The sequence below is a fragment of the Pararhodobacter aggregans genome (genome assembly GCF_003075525.1).
GTDB lineage: Bacteria > Pseudomonadota > Alphaproteobacteria > Rhodobacterales > Rhodobacteraceae > Pararhodobacter > Pararhodobacter aggregans.
Map to the genome: position 1 here is coordinate 1 of NZ_QDDR01000018.1, position 15,280 is coordinate 15,280.

Genomic DNA, 15,280 nt, shown 5'->3' on the forward strand with positions numbered 1-15,280 from the left:
CGCGGCCCGACACCACCCGCCCCCGGCAGCGCTTTGCCGAGGACGGGGCCCGGGCCCGACCAGCAGACCGAAAGACCGCGCCATGAACACGCCCCAAACCCTCGACCGCACAGACGCGCAGGCGCTGCTCTCGCGGCGGATCGTTGCCGTCGAGACGGCGATTGTCGACGTTCCGACCTGGCGTCGGCACCGCCTGTCGAACACCGAGATCAGCGTGCAATCCTGCGTCATCGTGCGGGCGGTCCTGAGCTGCGGCGCCGAGGGCTGGGGCGAGGCGGCGACCCTGGGCGGCCCCCGCTGGGCCGAGGAAAGCGTCGAGGCGATCAAGGCCAACATAGACACCTATATCGCCCCCGCGATCCTGGGCGCCGATGCCCTGTCGTTCGAAGCCAACGCGCTGAAGATGGCCAGGGCGGCAACCCGCAACGCCTCGGCCCGGGGGGCGGTCGAGGCGGCGCTCTTCGATGCCGCGGGCCATTCACTGGGCCTGCCTGTCAGCGCCTTCCTCGGCGGCCGGGTGCGCGAACAGATGGAGGTCCTCTGGGCGCTGGCCTCGGGCGATGCCGAGCAGGAGATCGAGGAAGCCCGGCGCAAGCTGGAGGCCCGCGAACACCGGCGCTTCAAGATCAAGCTGGGGTTCCACCCGCCGGCCGAGGACGTGGCCCGGGTTGCCCGCATCGCCGAGGCGCTGCCCGGCTGCGAGATCGTCTGCGACGTGAACCAGGGCTGGACCGAGGCCACCGCCATCCGCTTCCTGCCCCGGCTGGCCGAGATCGGCGTCGTGCTGATCGAACAGCCGCTGAAGCCCGGCCATCAGGCGGCGACGGCGCGGATGGCCGCCCGCAGCCCGATCCCCTTCATGGTCGACGAGGCCGCCTTCACCGGCCCCGAGATTGCCGCCAATGCCACCGCCGCCACCGGCAGCGTCTATTCGCTGAAACTGGTGAAAAGCGGCGGGCTGCTGGAGATGAAGCGCGCGGCGGCGATTGCCGCAGCGATGGGGATGGAGCTTTATGGCGGCTGCCTTCTGGAAGGCGCCATCGGCACGGCCGCGCATCTCGCCGTCTTCGCCTCGCTTCCGACGCTGGAATGGGGATGCGAGCATTTCGGCCCGCGCATCGCCAAGCGTGACCTGACCCATGGCGAGATCGTCTTCCGCGACTTCCAGATTCACTGCCCGACCGGGCCGGGACTGGGCATCAGCATTGACCACGACGCGCTGCGCGACGTGACGCGGAAGGCCTGACCATGCCGCTGCTGCATTGGTCCCCGCGCTCGCCCTATGTCCGCAAGACGATGATCGCCCTGCATGAGAAGGGCCTGTCCGACCAGGTGCGGACGGTGCGGACCGGCGCCGATCCGATGATCCCGCACCCGGGGTTGATGGCGGTCAATCCGCTCTCCAAGATCCCGACGCTGGAACTGGAGGACGGTCGCGTCCTGATCGACAGCCATGTCATCTGCCGTTGGGCGGACCGGACCGGCAGCGAGGGCCCGCGCCTGTTCCCCGAGGGCGAGGCGGGCCTTCTGGCGGAACGCGACGAGGCGCTTGGTGCCGGGCTCATGGACATCGCCCTCAACTGGCTGATCGAGGGCCGGCTCAGGGATGCGCCGCAACGATCTGAGGCGATGCTGGCCGTTTGGCAGACCAAGACTGCCGCGGTTCTGGACTGGCTGGAGGTCCATGCACCCAGCCTTGCCGCGCGGCCCTTCGATATCGGCCACCTGACCATCGGCACGGCGCTGATGTATCTGGATTTTCGCTTCGCCGCCGAGGAATGGCGCAAGCACCGCCCGGCGCTGGCCGCATGGCATGCAGGCTTCCTTGCCCGCCCCAGCGTCCGGCGCGAGCCCTTTCAGGATGACCCGCGCCCCCCGGGTTGAGCCGCCAGGCTTCGGGCAAAGCGCCGCGTCAGGTCGAGGAAATGCACCACATGTGGCGACCGGTTGTCGAGCCGCGACAGCACCGACAGCCCGGTCCCGGGATTGAACCCCAGATAGGGCCGGTAGACCACACCCGGCCGTTGGGTCTGCGCCACCGATTGCGGCACGACCGACAGACCCGCGCCGACCGACACCAGCGAGATCGCGCTCTGGAAATCCTGCGTGAGTTCAAGGCGCTTCGGCTGGAACCCCTCGCGCTCGCACAGGCCGAGCACCACATCGGCATAAGAGGGGCGCGGCCGACGCGGATAGAGGATGAAGGTCTGGTCTGCCAGATCGGCCAGACTCAGCCCTTCGCGCGACGCCAGCGGTGAATCGCTCGTCAGCGCCAGGATCAGATCCTCGCGCACCAGCGTCTCGCGGCGGAATTCGTCGTCCTCCAGATCCGGCCGGGCAACGGCCACATCAATGTCGCGCTGCACCAGCGCCCGGTGCAATTCGGCGTTGTTCATGGTCGACAGCGCCAGATCGACCTCCGGACAGGCCGCGCGGTAGCCCTGAATGAGCTGCGGCAGCACCCCATGCGAGGCCGAGCCGACGAAGGCCAGCCGCAGCCTTCCGGCCCGCCCTGCCCCGACCAGCCGCACTTCGCGGCTGGCGCTGTCCAGCCGGGCAAGGATCTCGCGCGCATGTTCGTGCAGCAGCTCGCCCGCCTGCGTCAGCCGGATCGCACCGCGCCCGCGGTCGAAAAGCGTGGCGCCCAGCTCCGCCTCCAGCGCCGCGATCTGCCGCGACAGCGGCGGCTGGGCGATGTCCAGCCGCGCCGCCGCCCGGCCGAAATGCAATTCCTCCGCCACGGCGAGGAAATAGCGCAGATGCCTCAGCTCCATGGCTGCCTCCCTGTTGCACGGCCCGCCCGATACCCGCCGGGTATGATGCAAGACTGGCGGACATATTGCACCACCCGCCGCGCCCGTGTTCCATGCCCCCTCAGAAGGAAGGAACCAGCATGCTGCCAGTCACCGATCAGGGCCTCGTCCTGCACGCCCGCGCCGACGGTCCCGTCGATGCGCCAGCCGTGCTGCTGCTCAACTCGCTCGGCACCGATCTGCGCATGTGGGACGACGTGGTCGAAGACCTCGCCCGGGACCGGCGCGTCCTGCGCTTCGACAAACCGGGGCACGGATTGTCGCAGAAGGCCGCAGGCCCCCTCGGCATCGCCGACCTCGGGCGGATGGCTCTGGCGGTGATGACCGCCGCCGGGGTGCCCCGCGCGCATGTGGTGGGCCTGTCGATCGGCGGCCAGATCGCCATGGACATCGCCCGGCGGGCGCCCGAGCGGCTGGACCGGCTGGTCCTGTCGAACACCGCCGCCCGGATCGGCACCGCCGAGGCCTGGCGGGCGCGGATTGCCGCCGTTGCCGAGACCGGCCTTGACGCCATGGCGCCCGGGGTCATGGAACGCTGGTTCTCGGCCCGCTGGCGGTCCGAGCATCCGGCCCGACTGGCGCTCTGGCAGACGATGCTGGCGCGGACCGATGCCCCGGGCTACGCTGCCTGTTGCGAGGCCCTGGCCGCGTCGGACCTGACTGACGCCTGCGCCTCGATCACCGCGCCGACCCTGGTCATCGCCGGTGCCGAGGATGGCGCGACGCCGCCCGACCTGGTGCGCGGCATGGCCGATCTGATCCCCGGCGTCCGGTATGTGCTGATGGAGGGCGCGGGCCACCTGCCCTGCGTCGAGGATCCCCGGGCCTATGCGGCGCTGCTTCGTGCGCATCTGGGATGAGCGGGGGGCGACAGGATCTTGGCATTTGGCGTATGCAGCATACCAACGAAATCGCAGCGCGCCGATCTGTCGCCTGCGCTTTTCCTGGCCTGTCGCCGCGGTCTTCCTGTCCGTCGCCGACCCGGCCGGGCGCCGTCGGGACGGGCCTTTTCCGCCCGCATGATCCTTGCCATGCTCAGCAACTGAGCAGACGCTGAATTTCATGACATTCCCCTCCGCGATGCGCTCGACAAGTCTGGCAGGACCAAGAATCATCGCTTTCACCAGAATTATCGTATACCGTATCCATAAGTAGCTCAAAGATCAAAACCGCTGCTTGCGCCCTTCAACAGGAGAGACCAACAATGCAACACTGGAAGACCTATCTCGCCGGGCTCGCGCTCGGCACGGTGGCGGGGCTGGCCCATGCCGACGAGGTGACGCTGCGCGCCAGCGCCTTCGTCCCCACCTCGACCACCTATGGCGTGCCGTTCCAGCTCTATGTCGACCGGGTGAACGAGACCGGCGCCGGCCTCGTGCAGATCCGCGTCGTGGGCGGGCCCGAGGCGATCCCGGCCAATGAGCAGCCGAACGCGCTGACGGCAGGCGTGCTCGACATCATTGCCACGCCCCCTTCCTACACCAAGGGCCAGTTCGTCGAGGCCGATGCGCAATCGCTGACCAATCTCTCCTTCGCCGAGCAGCGCGAAAGCGGCGCTGTCGAGGCGCTGTCGGAACTCGCGGTCGAACGGATGAACGCGCGCTACCTGACCGGCTATGGCACGGGCGTGCCCTTCCACATCTACCTGACCGAGCCGATTTCCTCGCTCGATGACCTCGACGGCCAGCGCCTTCGGGGGCAGACCACCTACAATCTGCTGTTCAACGCGCTCGGCATCGACAGCACCGCCGTCGCCGCGCCCGAAGTCTTCACCGCGCTGGAGCGGGGCGTGATCAGCGGGGTCGGTTGGGCCTTCTGGGGGCTGGGCGATTTCGGCTGGGACCGCCTCATCACCACCCGCGTCGATCCCGGGTTCTACAACGTCATCATCAACGTCCTGATCAACAACGACAGCTACAACCGCCTGTCGCCCGAGCAGCAGGCGATCCTGAACGACGCCGCCGTCTGGTTCGAGGACTACATGGTCGAATGGTCGGCCGAGCGCACCGCACAGGAATACGCGGCGCAGGAAGCGGCGGGCGTCACCGCCTTCGACGCCGGGCCTGAACTGGCCGAGCTTGCCACCCGCGTCTATTGGGAGGATCTGGAATCGCTCAGCCCGGAAATCGCCCGCCTGCGGCCGATGCTGGAACGCTGAACCGGCGGAAAGCCACAGGAAAGGGCCGGGGAAACCCGGCCCTTTCTGCTTGCCATCACGCTGCGGTTCAGACGATGCCCTGCGCCGCAAGGATCCGTGCCGGTGAATAGGGTTGCTGCGTGACCTGCGCACCCAGCGGCCGCAGCGCATCGTTGATCGCGCAGCGCAGAGCCGCCGGGCCCGCCACCAGCCCCGCCTCGCCCACCCCCTTGGCCCCCAGCAGCGTCGCCCGGCTGGGGGTCGAGACATGGGCAATGGTGATATCCGGCATTTCCGCCGCCATCGGCACCAGATAATCGGCCAGCGTTCCGGTTTCGAGCTGCCCGTCCGCCGAATAGACGCATTCCTCGTAAAGCGCCGCGCCGATCCCCTGCACCAACCCGCCGCGCAATTGCTCGTCGACCAGCAGCGGGTTCACCACCCGGCCGCAATCGTCGACCACCCAGGCGCCCAGCACGTCGACCAGCCCGGTGTCGGGATCGAGTTCCACCTCGACCGCCACCACGCCGTTCGACATGAGATAGGGCAAGGCGCCGGGCAGGAAGCTCTGTTCGACGCTGAGCGAAGGGACCACCGCGAGCGGGATCTCGGACGGGTTGTAGCGCGCAAGCCTCAGCACCCGGTCCAGCGCGATCAGGGGCGTGCCGCTGGCATCGGTGACCTCCGCCCCCACGATCCGCAGGGCCTCGGCCGGGCGCTGGGTCAGCGCCCCGGCGATGGCCAGGATCGCGGCTTTCAGTCCCCGGCTGGCCCTCAGCACAGCCTCGCCCCCCAGCGCCACCCCGCGCGAGGCCCAGGCCCCGCCGCCGTAGGGATTGCGCGCCGTGTCGGTGCTGCCGAGGCCGATCTGCCCCACCGAGACGCCCAGCTCGCTGGCCGCGATCTGGGCCAGGGCGGACACCGTCCCCTGCCCCTGATCGGTGACCGAGGTTTCGATCTTCACCCGGCCACCCGCCTCAAGCGTCACTCGGGCGCTTTCCTGCGCCGCGACGGCCACGCCCAGCGGTCCGTAAAGACGCGAGCCAACCCCCGTCATCTCCACGAAAGCCGCCAGTCCCAACCCGCGATGGATCCCCTCGGCCCTGAGCCGCGCATGGTCGGCCCGTTTCGCCGCCAGCCCGGCCAGCCCTTCCAGCGTGGCCTGGCATTCTTGCAACGACAGCCGCTCGAATCTGAGGCCCAGCGGGCTGGTCGTTTCCCCCGGCTCGGCGATGTAGTTGCGCCGCCGGATCTCTTCGGGGCTGATACCCAGCGCATCGGCGGCAAGGTCCATGAGCTGCTCGGTGATCGCCGTGGCGATCGGCTGGCCGACGCCGCGATACGCCCCGGTCGGTGCCTTGTTCTGCAAGACACCGCGCAGGCGCCCCTTGAAGGCGGCGAAGGCATAGGGGCCGCCGACCATCGAGCAGGCCTGCAGGGCTTCCCCGACCGACCCGCGCGGGTACATGGAATAGGCACCAAAACCAGCCAGCAGATCGACCTCGAAGCCAAGGATCCTTCCGTCGGCATCGACGGCGATGCGGGCATGGCCGGAGGCCTCGCGCGCATGGGCGTCGGCGGTGAAGGATTCCAGCCGGTCCGCCACCCATTTCACCGGCCGGTCCATCAGCGTCGCGATTGCAACGACTGCCATGTCGTCGGCATAGGCGTGCAGCTTCAGCCCGAAGGCCCCACCCACATCCGGCACGATCACCTGAATGGCGCCGGGATCGAGGCCCAGTTGCTCGGCATAGATCTCACGCTGCTGGAACGGCGCCTGATGCGACAGATGCACCCGCATCTCGCCCCGGGCCGGATCGAATTCGGCGATGACACCGCGCGGTTCCAGCGACATGCCGGTCTGGCGGGTGAAGACGAAATCCTGTTCCGCGACCACGGCGGCGCCGGCAAAGGCCGATTCGGCATCGCCGACCGTGAAGACCTGATCCAGGATCAGGTTCGTTGCCTGGGCGGCGTGCACTATGGCCGCGTCCGACAGCGCTGCCTCGGTGTCGGTCACGGCGGGAAGTTCCTCGAACTCGACCATCACCAGCTCGGCGGCATCCTCGGCCTCGGCCCGGCTTTCGGCCACCACCGCGACCACGGCCTCGCCCTGCCAGCAGGTCTCGCCCAGGGCGAGGCAGGGCTGGGGCGGAGAGCTGTGGCCCTTCACCCCCGCAAGGCTGGTGACCCAGGGCGGGCTGACCCTGGCCAGATCCTCGCCGGTGAAACAGGCGAGGACGCCGGGCATGGCCAGAGCCTCGGCCGTGTCGATCGACAGGATCCGGGCATGGGCATGGGGGCTGCGCAGGAAGGCGATATGGGCGCAATGCGCCGGGGTGATGTCGTCCAGATAGCGCCCCGTCCCTGTCGCCGGCCGCCGTGCCGCGGCGCGCGGCAGCGGGGCACCGATCCCCTCGGCCTCAGGCGCCACGGGCTCGCGACCCCGCGCCACATCCTCGATGGCATCGACGATGGCGTGATAGCCCGTGCAGCGGCAGAGATTGCCGGAAATCGCATCGCGGATCTCGGTGCGCGAAGGGTCAGGGTTCTGGTCGAGCAGTTCCACCGCCGTGAGCAGCATACCCGACGTGCAGAACCCGCATTGCAGGGCGTTGCGGGCGACGAAGGCCTCTTGCAGCGCATGGAGCCGTCCCTCGGCGGTCAGCCCCTCGATGGTCTGGACCTCGGCACCGTGCAATTGCGCCACCTGCGTCAGGCAGCCGCGAACAACCTGCCCGTCGACCATGACGTTGCAGGCACCGCAGACCCCGTGCTCGCAGCCCAGATGGGTGCCGGTCTGCCGCCGGTCATGGCGCAGATAATCGGCCAGATGCCCGCGGGTACGGGCATCGACGCGCACCTCCTTGCCGTTCACACGGAAATTCACGATCGGGGCGGCATCAGTCATGCGGCAAGGTCCATCAGCACCCGGCGGGCCAGCGCCCGCGCCTGGGCGCGTTTCTGCTCGGCCGAGCCCGCAAGGCTCGGCATCGGGTCGAGGTCGGCGGCGATGGCTCCGGCCAGGTCCGCCGCCAGCCCAGGCGTCAGCCTCTGCCCGATGGCCCCCTCGGCGGCCGGGCACAGCACCGGCGCGGGTTCGCTGGCAAAGGCGGTCAGCGCGATCCCGCGCACCAGGCCCGCCTCGATCACCGCCCGGGCGACGAAGCCGACACTGGCGAAATCGCCCCGGCGGCGCGTCACCTCGCCAAAGGCGAAACGCTCGTTCGGGCCGGTGCGCGGCCAGCGGATGGCGACCAGCATCTCCTCGGGGGCGCGCAGCGTGTCATAGATGCCAAGGAAGAAATCCCGCGCCGAAACCACCCGCTCGCCCGAGGCCGAGGCAAGCACCAGCTCGGCCGCCATCAGATGCGCCACCGCCGGCATCTCGCCTGCCGGATCGGCATAGGCGATGGAGCCCGCCGTCGTCCCCCGGTTGCGGATCGCCGGATGGGCGACATGCGGCATCACCTGCGCCAGCACCGGCACCTCGCGCGCGACGAGCGGGCTTTCCAGCACCGCGCGGTGGCGGACCAGCGGCCCGAAGACCAGATGCCGGTCCTCGAGCGTGATCCGGTCCAGCCCGGGGATGCCGTTGATGTCGACCAGCAGCGCCGGCGCATCGAGGCGCAGGTTCAGCGCCGCGCCAAGGCTCTGCCCGCCAGCCAGAATCCGCGCGTCCTCGGTCGCCAGCAGCGCCAGCGCCTCGGCCAGCGTCGCAGGGCGGGCGATCTCGGTTCTGGGCGCCTTCACTTCATCAGCTCCGGCAACAGGCTGACCAGCCCCGGGAACAGGATGAGCAACCCCATCACCAGGAATTCCAGCGCCAGGAACGGCAGGACCGCCTTGTAGACCGCCGTCACCCGCAGCTTTGGCCCCGCCACGCCCTGCATGACGAACAACAACAGCCCGAAAGGCGGTGTGATGAGCGAAATCTCCAGCGCGATCAACACGAGGACCCCGAACCACAGCGGGTCGATCCCCGCCGCGCCGACGATCGGCATGAAGATCGGCAGGGTCAGCATCATCATCGACACCTGGTCCATGAAGCAGCCGAGGAAGACCAGCACCGCCAGCATTCCCAGCAACAGCATCAGGGGACCGATACCCGAGTCCACGACCAGACGGCTGATCTCCTGCGTGGCGCCGGTGAAGGCCAGCACCTGCGAAAAGGTGCCCGAGGTGCAGATGATGACCAGGATCATCGCCGAGAAGATCAGCGTCTCCTTCAGCGAATGCACCAGCATCGTCAGGCTGAAACGCCGATAGATCACCGCGGCGATCACCGTCGCCACCACGCCCAGAGCCGCGCTCTCGGTCGCGGTGGCGATGCCTGCGAACATCGAGCCCACGACACAGACGAAGATCAGCGCCAGCGGCAGGACATTCACCAGCACCGGTCTGAGCCGCTCGCCCAGCGTCATCGTCTCGGTCTCGTAGACCGGGGCGAGGGACGGGTCCAACCGGCACCGCAGCATGACGTAGCCAAGAAACAGCACCGCCATCATGATCGCCGGCACGATCCCGGCAATCAGCAGATCGTTGATCGAGATGGAGGCAAGGCTGCCCAGCATCACCGCCAGCCCCGAGGGGGGGATCAGCATGGCAATGCCGCCGACTGCCAGGATCGGCCCGACCGCCATGCTGTCATGATAGCCGCGCGCCTTCATCTGCGGGTAAAGCGACTTGCCCAGCACACCCGCATTGGCAATCGTCGAGCCCGAGAGCGAGGAAAACAGCGTGCCCGACAGCACGGCAACGATCGACAGCCGCCCCGGCACGCGGGAAATCAGTCGGTCGATGGCATCAATGGCACGCTGAGCGAGGCCACTGTGCAGCATGATCTCGCCCATGAGCACGAAGAGGGGAATGGGCGCCAGGGAATATTGCGCCGCTGGCGAGCGCATGTTGCGCAGCATCTGCATGAGGCCGATGTCCCCGCCGAGGAACAGCCAGGCCCCGGCGATGTTGACGGCAATGAAGGCGAAGACAATCGGCAGGCCCAGCATCAGAAGGGCGACGATACCGCCCAGCATCAGCACAAGGGCGAAGATCCATTCCGGCATCTCAGACCCCATGCTGCGTGTAAAGGGGCGAGAGCAGCCGCCCGGCGAAGGTCAGCGCCATGAGCAGCGCCGCCAGCGGGATCTGCCATTGCAGCCACCAATCCATCAGCACGTAGTCACCAAAGACCATCTGCTGCGTCTGGTAGGAGCGCATCAGCACCCTTGTGCCCCAGATGCACAGGATCGCGCAGCAGGACAATCCGATCAGGTCGATCAACCGCTGCACGCCGCGGCGGACGGGCGGCGAAAAGCGTTCGAGAAAGACGTTGATCGACAAATGGGCGTTGCGGCGCAGCAACCAGGGCGCCGTCAGGATGGCGATGCAGAAAAGCCCGATCTCGGAAAAGTCGATCAGGCCCCGGAACACGCCGAAACCCAGCCCCCGCCGGATCGACTCGGCGGCGATGGCGCAGGTCATGAGCGCGAGGATGATCCCCGACAGGACCGCAAGAGCGGTCACCACAAGGTCATAGAGGGCAATGGCTGTCTTCATGTCTCGTCCTGGCTGGAGCCCCGCGGGGCGATCGCGCTCGAAAATCTCTGAAACCCGGCACGGCGCAGCGGAGCGGTCCCCGCGAGACGGCGCGCCTGAACGGTCTGCGGCCGGGCGCACCCGTCTCGCGGCAATAGAGGCCGGATCGGCCAGAGCGCACAAGGGGGCTGCCGGGGGGAAGACGGGCAAAGCGCCCCCTGCCCCGAAGGCGTCGCAGTCGCGCGCGCCCGGGTCAACCTGCGGGCGTTTCGGTGACAAGCTGCGCCTCGAGCCGGTCGAAGAACTCGGCCGACAGCTTGGTCGCCGTCCCCTGGATGAGGCGGGCGCCCAATTGCGCGATCTTGCCGCCGACGGTCACGTCGACGCAATAGTCGATCCGGGTTCCGGCGCCCTCGGGCGTCAGCGTGACCCGGGCACGGCCCTTGGCGAATCCAGCGATGCCACCCTTTCCCGCGCCCTGCAGCACCATGCTGTCATGGGGGTGTTCCTCGTCGAAGGTCACATCGCCCTTGAAGGTCGCTTTCACCGGGCCGATCTTCAGCGTGACCTCGGCCTCCATCCTGGCCCCGGTCGCGATCAGCGACTGGCAGCCCGGGATCGCTTGGCGCAGGATCTCGGGATCGTGGACCGCGGCCCAGACATCGCGCTGGCTAGCCGCGACCAGCCGGCTGTCGGTTATTTCCATGGGAAGTGTTCCTTGTCTGCGGGCCGTTCCCCGCCGCCCCGTGGGGGACGTGGCGGAGTTCGGGGTGCCGATCCAGTTTCGTGTATGCTGTATACGTTATTTCCGCGTGTCAACGATTTTCGCCCGTTTCCTCCGCCTGCGGTGACGCAGATTTCCCTTGCCCGGGCCTCGGGCGAGCTGCCCGGAAAAGCGGCACCGACCAGGGGCGCACGGCAAGGTCAGACAAGCGCCTTCAGCGGAATCGCCGAATCAGCCAGCTTGGCCGGGTCGGCCCTGACCTTCCCCTCGACCAGCTTCTCCAGGAAGCGCCGCTCGCGTCCGCGGTCCAGCAACACGCCACCGGCCACGGCCCCATCGTCGTCAAGCCAGAAGAGCATCTCGCCCCCCTCGCCCCGGGCAACGGTCCGGGCGCCCTCGGCCCATAGTCCCACCACCTGGATGTTATGGCCGAGCTGATCGCTCCACATCCACGGAAGCTCGGCATGCTCGGTCGCCTCTCCGGTGATCGAGCGGGCGATGGCGCGCGGCTGCCGATCAGCGTTGCGCCAGGTTTCCAGCCGCTGTTCGCGACCCAGGTGCGGATTCCAGCTTTCGGCGACATCGCCCGCGGCAAAGACACCCGCAAGGCCGGGCACGCGCCCCGCCGAATCGGTCAAGATCCCGCCCGAGGGGCCGCGATTCGCCGCCGGGACCAGCTCGGACGCGGGCAGGATGCCGATGGCCGAGACCACCAGATCAGCCACCACAACACGGGATTCCCCTGCCGAATCGCGGAGGTGAATCGCCAGGCCGCCGCTGTCTTCACGGATCTCCTGCACGGCGATTCCGGTCAGGACCGTCACCCCCGCCGCCGCGTGTTTCGCAGCCAGCCAGGTGGAGGTTTCGGGCGGCAGGATCCGCGCCATGACGCGCGCGCCCGCCTCGATCACCGTGACCGCGCAGCCCAGTTCGGTTGCCGTCGCCGCGACCTCCATGCCGATGACCCCACCGCCGATGATCGCCAGCCGCAACCCCGGCGTGAGGCGCGCCTTCAGCGCCAGGCTGTCGTCGAGGCTGCGCAGGGTGCGGGCGTGTTCGCCCCCGGGAACCGGCAGGTCGCGGGGCCTGCCGCCGGTCGCCAGCACCAGATGATCGTAGGCGATCCGCTCCCCGGCGGCGGTGATGACACGGCGCCCGGCGCAATCCAGCGCAACCACGGTTTCGCCGGTCCTCAGGTCAATGCCCTGCCAGCCCCCGTCCGGGTCGAGGAAAAGGCCTGCCTCCCCCTCGGCCCCTTTCAACACCGCCTTGGACAGCGGCGGACGTTCGTAGGGGGGGTGCGGTTCGGAACCGATCAGAGTGATTCGCCCGGTGAATCCCTCGCTGCGGAGAGCCAGGGCACAGCGGCCACCCGCCTGCCCCGCCCCAACGATCACCACCACCTCGTCCGTCACTTCGGGCATCGCCTTCTCCTCACATCTGGATTTATCGTATTCCGTATACGCTAAATCTGTCAAGAAGGCGCCGGTCTGATCCGATACTCAGCCTTGCCGTGGCTCGGCGTTTTCTGCCGCCCAGGTCTTGAAGGCCTCACCCGCCTGCGTCAGCAGCATGGTCATCACCGCGCGCGCCTCATCCTCGTTGCCGGTGCCGATGGCCTGCGCGAGCTTCGCCATGCCGTTGACCGAGACCCGGCGCATGTCCGGTCGGCGAAGGGTGTTTATCCGGATGAAATGGATGAAATCCTCATACCGCGCGATGGCCGCGACCAGTTGCCGGTTCGAGACATGCGAATAGATGTCGTCGCGGATCTTGCGATGCGCCTCGACATAGGCGTCACTCTCGCCCGTTTCGTCGAGCGTCTGGTGAATGCGGCCAGCCAGCGCGAAAAGTCGCCCCGCATCGGTCTCGCGCACCAGCTTGGCCACGGCATGCGGCTCCAGCAGCAGGCGAATTTCGATCACCTCGGAAATCTCTTCCGGCGTGAAGTTCGGGAAACGGAAGCCCCGCGTCGCCTGAACCAGCAGCCCGTCGCGCACCAGCATGGCCAGCGCCTCGCGCACCGGCGTCCGCGAGACGCCCAGCTCCTGGGCCAGGTTGATCTCCTGGAACTTGGTGTCAGGATCGAACCCCCCTTCGGTGATCCGCGCCTTCAGCGTCTCGTAGACCTGTTGGCGGAGGTCGGCGACGCGCTGGATGGAATTCATCATGGGAATTGTCCGTTGCTGGGGGATCGCCGCCGTTCCACGGGGACCGCGGCCGCGACGGGACGCGGAAAACGGACGGGACGGGATACGATCACGGGATCGACGTTTCTCGACATGTGGCACGACAGGGCGTTTCAGGCAACCGATGACGCAGCTTTGCGCAGCGCCCGCCGCTTGTCGGCCCGGCATGCAGGTTTCGCTTGCCATTCGGAAATTAACGTATACGGTAGACGTAATCCGCAGAGGAGTTATCCATGACCGCCGCCCGGCTCCACGACCGCTATCCCGAACTCGGCACGGGTCCGATCCCCGTCGCGCCCTATATCGATCCGGCCTATTTCGCGCTTGAGAAGAAGTATCTCTTCAAGAACACCTGGCTGCATGTCGGCCGGGTCGAGGAATTGCCGAAGGTCGGCGATTACATGCTGCGCAACATCCCCGTGCTCGACTCCGAGATCGTCATCGCCCGGGCGCGCGACAAGAAGCTCTACGCCTTCCACAATGTCTGCTCGCACCGTCTGAACAAGATCGCCTATCAGCCGACCGGCACGACGCGGAAATTCTTCTGCAAATTCCATGGCTGGGCCTATGACCTCGACGGCACGCTGACCGGAGTTCCCGACGAGAAGTCCTTCATGGACCTGGATAAATCCTGCCTTGGCCTGACCCGGGTCTCGGTCGACACCTGGAACGGCTTCATCTTCATCAACGCCAATCCAGCGCCCGACACCTCGCTCAAGGACTTCATGGAACCGGTCTATGCCGGCTTCGAGACCTACCCGTTCGACAAGTTCACCGCCTGTTACGCCTGGAATGCGGTGGTCAATTGCAACTGGAAGGTCGCGCTCGACGCCTTCCAGGAGACCTACCACGTCAACTACCTGCACGGCCGCTCGATCGCCTATGCCCTGCTGAAGGACGAGGACGGCAACCTGCACCCGATCGACGGGATCTGCGGTGACCTTCACCGCCGCCTGTCGATTGCCGGTGATCCGGATACCGTCTACGGAAACCCACAAGCCGCGACCGCCGCAGCCGAGCAGGACGTGGGCGTCAACCAGACCGGCCACCGCATTGCCGCCAAGGCGCTGAAAGTGGCGCAGGGTGGCACCCGGCACGACCTGAGCGGCATCAAGCTGCCCGAGCTTCTGAACTGGACGAAACACCCGTCCTGGGCCTTCGACATCAACGTCGTCTTCCCGGATTTCTACCTGTCCTGCCGACCGAACTATTTTCAGGCCTACAACTTCCGCCCGATCTCGCACGACAAGACGCTGTTCGAGGCGCGGGTCTATTACCCCGAGATGGTGACCGCGGGCGGCCGCTTCTATCAGGAATACATGAAGACGGCGTTGCGCGACGTCCTGCTCGAGGATCTGAGCACGCTGGAAACCACGCAAGCCGCCGCGGCGACCGGCGCCAAGCAGGAAATGGTCATCCAGGATTTCGAGCTGATGGTGCGCCACCAGGCGGTGGCCATCGACCGGCTGATCGAAGAGGGCCTGCGCCGCGACGGCCAGCTTCAGGCCGCGGAATGAGGAACCAGACCATGTCCAAACTCCCCCCCGACTTCGCTGCGCTCGAACCCTTTTCCGACTGGTGCCTGCCGCTGGAATCCCAGCGCAACCTGCGCCGCGTGAGCCTGGGCTTTGCCGAGATCAACGCCTTTGCCGAGGCGATGCTGCCCCGGGTCGAGGCGATTTGCGCCCATATCGACGCCCACCGGGCCGAGGATGGCAGCCATGACCCCGAAAGCCTGAACCTGTTCCACATGCTGCTGTCGCTGGCCGAAGTGGCCCCGGCCATCGAATCCTATGACCCCGAGGTCGAGGTGGTCGATGGCTACGACACCCGCAAGTTCGTCCCTGACGAGACGCACAAGCTGCGTCCCGCGATCTGA

The 15,280-nt window shown here is 67.5% G+C and carries 14 protein-coding genes; 6 read left to right on the forward strand and 8 right to left on the reverse strand.

What is annotated here, in order from left to right:
* Positions 1-82 precede the first annotated feature (82 nt).
* A complete protein-coding gene (locus DDE23_RS23050; protein WP_107750949.1) occupies positions 83-1,246 on the forward strand; it encodes a muconate/chloromuconate family cycloisomerase in 1,164 nt (387 codons plus the stop codon).
* Positions 1,247-1,248: 2 nt separating this feature from the next.
* Positions 1,249-1,884, forward strand: a complete 636-nt coding sequence (locus DDE23_RS23055; protein ID WP_107750948.1) for a glutathione S-transferase family protein — start codon at positions 1,249-1,251, stop codon at positions 1,882-1,884.
* Here the strand turns inward: DDE23_RS23055 and DDE23_RS23060 are convergent.
* A complete protein-coding gene (locus tag DDE23_RS23060; protein ID WP_107750947.1) occupies positions 1,857-2,774 on the reverse strand; it encodes a LysR family transcriptional regulator in 918 nt (305 codons plus the stop codon). The two genes, DDE23_RS23055 and DDE23_RS23060, sit on opposite strands and share 28 nt — an antisense overlap.
* A 119-nt stretch (positions 2,775-2,893) precedes the next feature.
* On the opposite strand from DDE23_RS23060, the gene pcaD reads away from it, so the two are divergent.
* The gene (gene pcaD / locus DDE23_RS23065; RefSeq protein WP_107750946.1) at positions 2,894-3,673 is read left to right on the forward strand and encodes a 3-oxoadipate enol-lactonase; all 780 of its coding nucleotides are present in this window, start codon (positions 2,894-2,896) and stop codon (positions 3,671-3,673) included.
* A gap of 344 nt (positions 3,674-4,017) precedes the next feature.
* Positions 4,018-4,971, forward strand: coding sequence for a TRAP transporter substrate-binding protein DctP (dctP, locus tag DDE23_RS23070; RefSeq protein WP_107750945.1), 954 nt, complete (start codon positions 4,018-4,020; stop codon positions 4,969-4,971).
* A gap of 67 nt (positions 4,972-5,038) precedes the next feature.
* On the opposite strand, the gene DDE23_RS23075 is transcribed toward dctP, so the two are convergent.
* The 7 genes from DDE23_RS23075 to DDE23_RS23105 form a co-directional block, all read right to left on the reverse strand.
* The gene (locus DDE23_RS23075; protein WP_107750944.1) at positions 5,039-7,861 is read right to left on the reverse strand and encodes a molybdopterin-dependent oxidoreductase; all 2,823 of its coding nucleotides are present in this window, start codon (positions 7,859-7,861) and stop codon (positions 5,039-5,041) included.
* The gene (locus DDE23_RS23080) at positions 7,858-8,703 is read right to left on the reverse strand and encodes an FAD binding domain-containing protein (protein WP_170121798.1); all 846 of its coding nucleotides are present in this window, start codon (positions 8,701-8,703) and stop codon (positions 7,858-7,860) included. Before DDE23_RS23080 ends, DDE23_RS23075 begins: the two co-directional genes overlap by 4 nt.
* Positions 8,700-10,016, reverse strand: coding sequence for a TRAP transporter large permease (locus DDE23_RS23085; RefSeq protein ID WP_107750942.1), 1,317 nt, complete (start codon positions 10,014-10,016; stop codon positions 8,700-8,702). The genes DDE23_RS23080 and DDE23_RS23085 overlap by 4 nt, the downstream gene beginning before the upstream one ends.
* Position 10,017: 1 nt before the next feature.
* The gene (locus DDE23_RS23090) at positions 10,018-10,509 is read right to left on the reverse strand and encodes a TRAP transporter small permease (RefSeq protein ID WP_107750941.1); all 492 of its coding nucleotides are present in this window, start codon (positions 10,507-10,509) and stop codon (positions 10,018-10,020) included.
* 232 nt (positions 10,510-10,741) lie between these two features.
* Positions 10,742-11,194 (reverse strand): SRPBCC family protein, encoded by a 453-nt coding sequence (locus DDE23_RS23095; RefSeq protein ID WP_107750940.1) that lies wholly within the window; start codon positions 11,192-11,194, stop codon positions 10,742-10,744.
* Between the two features lie 218 nt (positions 11,195-11,412).
* Positions 11,413-12,636, reverse strand: coding sequence for an NAD(P)/FAD-dependent oxidoreductase (locus DDE23_RS23100; RefSeq protein WP_107750939.1), 1,224 nt, complete (start codon positions 12,634-12,636; stop codon positions 11,413-11,415).
* 78 nt (positions 12,637-12,714) lie between these two features.
* Positions 12,715-13,383 (reverse strand): GntR family transcriptional regulator, encoded by a 669-nt coding sequence (locus DDE23_RS23105; RefSeq protein ID WP_170121797.1) that lies wholly within the window; start codon positions 13,381-13,383, stop codon positions 12,715-12,717.
* A gap of 251 nt (positions 13,384-13,634) precedes the next feature.
* Here DDE23_RS23105 and DDE23_RS23110 point away from each other — a divergent pair, with 251 nt between their 5' ends.
* Both DDE23_RS23110 and DDE23_RS23115 read left to right on the forward strand, forming a co-directional pair.
* Positions 13,635-14,918 carry an SRPBCC family protein gene (locus DDE23_RS23110; protein WP_107750937.1) on the forward strand — a complete coding sequence of 428 codons (1,284 nt, stop codon included), beginning with the start codon at positions 13,635-13,637 and terminating at the stop codon, positions 14,916-14,918.
* Positions 14,919-14,929: 11 nt separating this feature from the next.
* Entirely contained in the window at positions 14,930-15,280 is a 351-nt protein-coding gene (locus DDE23_RS23115) for a hypothetical protein (RefSeq protein WP_107750936.1), read from the forward strand.

Excerpts from the sequence above, each read along its gene's own strand:
- DDE23_RS23050 (WP_107750949.1), top strand. The coding sequence starts at position 83 with ATGAACACGCCCCAAACCCTCGACCGCACAGACGCGCAGGCGCTGCTC.
- DDE23_RS23055 (WP_107750948.1), top strand. The coding sequence starts at position 1,249 with ATGCCGCTGCTGCATTGGTCCCCGCGCTCGCCCTATGTCCGCAAGACG.
- DDE23_RS23060 (WP_107750947.1), bottom strand. The coding sequence starts at position 2,774 with ATGGAGCTGAGGCATCTGCGCTATTTCCTCGCCGTGGCGGAGGAATTG.
- pcaD (WP_107750946.1), top strand. The coding sequence starts at position 2,894 with ATGCTGCCAGTCACCGATCAGGGCCTCGTCCTGCACGCCCGCGCCGAC.
- dctP (WP_107750945.1), top strand. The coding sequence starts at position 4,018 with ATGCAACACTGGAAGACCTATCTCGCCGGGCTCGCGCTCGGCACGGTG.
- DDE23_RS23075 (WP_107750944.1), bottom strand. The coding sequence starts at position 7,861 with ATGACTGATGCCGCCCCGATCGTGAATTTCCGTGTGAACGGCAAGGAG.
- DDE23_RS23085 (WP_107750942.1), bottom strand. The coding sequence starts at position 10,016 with ATGCCGGAATGGATCTTCGCCCTTGTGCTGATGCTGGGCGGTATCGTC.
- DDE23_RS23090 (WP_107750941.1), bottom strand. The coding sequence starts at position 10,509 with ATGAAGACAGCCATTGCCCTCTATGACCTTGTGGTGACCGCTCTTGCG.
- DDE23_RS23095 (WP_107750940.1), bottom strand. The coding sequence starts at position 11,194 with ATGGAAATAACCGACAGCCGGCTGGTCGCGGCTAGCCAGCGCGATGTC.
- DDE23_RS23100 (WP_107750939.1), bottom strand. The coding sequence starts at position 12,636 with ATGCCCGAAGTGACGGACGAGGTGGTGGTGATCGTTGGGGCGGGGCAG.
- DDE23_RS23105 (WP_170121797.1), bottom strand. The coding sequence starts at position 13,383 with ATGATGAATTCCATCCAGCGCGTCGCCGACCTCCGCCAACAGGTCTAC.
- DDE23_RS23110 (WP_107750937.1), top strand. The coding sequence starts at position 13,635 with ATGACCGCCGCCCGGCTCCACGACCGCTATCCCGAACTCGGCACGGGT.
- DDE23_RS23115 (WP_107750936.1), top strand. The coding sequence starts at position 14,930 with ATGTCCAAACTCCCCCCCGACTTCGCTGCGCTCGAACCCTTTTCCGAC.